This is a genomic window from Micromonospora sp. KC606 (assembly GCF_004348675.1).
Lineage (GTDB): Bacteria > Actinomycetota > Actinomycetes > Mycobacteriales > Micromonosporaceae > Micromonospora.
The window spans coordinates 1-1,990 of record NZ_SMKN01000390.1 but is presented as its reverse complement, the minus strand read 5'-3'; the positions used below and the strand labels follow the sequence as shown (position 1 = coordinate 1,990).

The 1,990-nt window shown below is 72.4% G+C and carries 3 protein-coding genes; 2 read left to right on the top strand and 1 reads right to left on the bottom strand.

Going from position 1 to position 1,990, the window contains the following annotated elements:
- Both E1193_RS31270 and E1193_RS31265 read left to right on the top strand, forming a co-directional pair.
- A partial coding sequence (locus E1193_RS31270) for a sigma-70 family RNA polymerase sigma factor (RefSeq protein WP_132186719.1) occupies nt 1-299 on the top strand: 299 nt, incomplete at its 5' end.
- Complete coding sequence (locus tag E1193_RS31265) at nt 277-741, top strand: hypothetical protein (RefSeq protein WP_132186718.1); 465 nt, start codon at nt 277-279, stop codon at nt 739-741. The genes E1193_RS31270 and E1193_RS31265, both read left to right, overlap by 23 nt.
- Before the next feature lie 84 nt (nt 742-825).
- Here E1193_RS31265 and E1193_RS31260 read toward each other — a convergent pair whose 3' ends face one another.
- On the bottom strand, nt 826-1,854 hold the full coding sequence (locus E1193_RS31260) for a hypothetical protein (RefSeq protein ID WP_132186717.1): 1,029 nt from the start codon (nt 1,852-1,854) through the stop codon (nt 826-828).
- Between the last annotated feature and the right edge of the window lie 136 nt (nt 1,855-1,990).

Here is a 1,990-nt window from a genome sequence, read left to right as displayed (position 1 = left end):
CGGACGCGACGGGCCCGGGCGAGGAACTGCTGCGCGCCGAGCGGCGGCAGGCGTTGCGGGAGGGCTTCGCGCAGCTTCCGCCGCGCTGTCAGGAGCTACTGTCCCTTCTGACGGCCGACCCGCCGCCGAGTTACCGCGAGATCGGCGAACGGCTGGGCATGCCGGTCGGCAGCATCGGGCCCTCCCAGGCCCGCTGCCTGCGCCGGCTGCGCGAGTGCCCGGCGTTGGCCCCGTTTCTCGGAGCGGCGGCGACGCGCACGAACGGAGGTGACCGCGATGGAGCAGTGGCCGCCGGCTGATGACGACGCCCTGACGGCCGAGCTGGGCGCGGCGCTGCGGGAGGCCCGGCCGGTGCCGGCGGAGTTCCTGACCGCGGCGCGGGCCGCGTTCGCCTGGCGGAACGTGGCCGCGGGATTGGCGCTCGCCGAGCTGATGTTCGACTCGGCGTGCGACGCGGAGCCTGCGGGGCTGACCCGGTCGGCCGGCTCCGCGCGGACACTGTCGTTCCGCAGCGGGGCGGTCGTGCTGGAGGTCGAGGTGAGCGAGGCCGGCATCGTCGGCCAGCTCTCCCCGCCCAGGGGCGGGCGGGTCAGCGCGCAGACCGCCACCGGCACGTACGACGAGGCGCCGGTCGACGAGGTGGGCTTCTTCTCACTGGGTGCTCCCCCACCCGGCCCGGTGCGGCTGCGCGCCCACACCGAGGGGTACGCGGTGGCCACCATTTGGGTCTCGCTGCGCTGACGCCATGGCCCGGGGGAATGCCGGCGGGCACGGCGACGGGGTCGCGGGCCTGCGGCCCACGACCCCGGGTGATGGTGGCCGGGTCTACCTCTGTCCGACCGTCATCAGGTACTGCACGCCACCGAGGTCGGTGCGCTCGGCTCCCCTGGTGTCCGGGCCGAACTGCGTCACGTTGAGCACGAACTGCTGGTCGGTGGCCACGGCGGCCGAGAAGAGCAGTGAGAACTCCACCCGCTCACCGGGGTTCAGCAGCAGGTTGCCGAGGCTGGCCTTGCCCGGGTCGACGATCTCCACCTGGGTCCTGCCCACCTCACGCACGCCGGCGCCGACCTTGCCGCCGGCCCGCCAGCGCTCGAACAGGGTCGGGCCCAGGTCGGCGATGATCCGGCCGCCGACGTTCGGGAAGCCCTGCGTCGGCTGGGTGAAGAGCAGGTCGTTCCTGGTCGGCACGGTTAGTGAGTTGCCGATGGCGAACGGCCTCACCTGCGTCGGCCCGTTCGCGACGAGCGACACCGAGTCGACGTTGCGCCAGGCGATGTTGTTGTTGTAACGGGTGTTGGTGCTGATGTCCGGGCCCTCGAAGGTCATCGGGTCGGTCGGGGACACCCACCGGGCCAGCAGGCAGAAGTGGCCGGGGCCGGGCACACCGGTCCAGGGAATCGTCACCGTGGTCGTGCCGGCGAACGCCGTCACGTTGACCGCGCTGATCTGGGTCCAGTGCGTCGGCCAGACGGCGCCGCCACCCGGCGTCGTCCGGTAGATGCGCAGCTCGCCCTGGCTGGTGCCCGAGCCGTACGGGCCGGGGTTACGCAGCTTCACGAAGATGTAGTTGGTGACGCCGACGATCGGGTTCTGGCTGACGGCGCACTCGACCGCGGTCGGGCAGACCTTGATGTCGGAACTGGCCCACAGCGGGTTGAACGAGTGCGGCTCGACGCCGACGTCGGCGCCGACGTCCCGGATGTAGACGTCGGTGCGGCTCGCGGCGGCCTTCTCCAGGCGCGCCTCGACTGGCCCGGCGGCAGCCGAGGTGACCGCCAGCACGGCGGTCAGCGCCGCACCCGTGAGCGCGGCCAGTGTCGAGCGGCGGAGACGTCTTCCTACGTTGCCCATGTCAGGCTTCTCCCATCGACCGGGGGTTACACCAACCCGGGCCTGTCGGAGACCGGATCGGTGCGATGTCGTTGCTCAGGAGCGCCGAGGCACGCCGCTGATACCGCCCGCGGCCGGAACCGTCAGATGGCGCCAG

Excerpts from the sequence above, each read along its gene's own strand:
- E1193_RS31260 (WP_132186717.1), bottom strand. The coding sequence starts at position 1,854 with ATGGGCAACGTAGGAAGACGTCTCCGCCGCTCGACACTGGCCGCGCTC.
- E1193_RS31265 (WP_132186718.1), top strand. The coding sequence starts at position 277 with ATGGAGCAGTGGCCGCCGGCTGATGACGACGCCCTGACGGCCGAGCTG.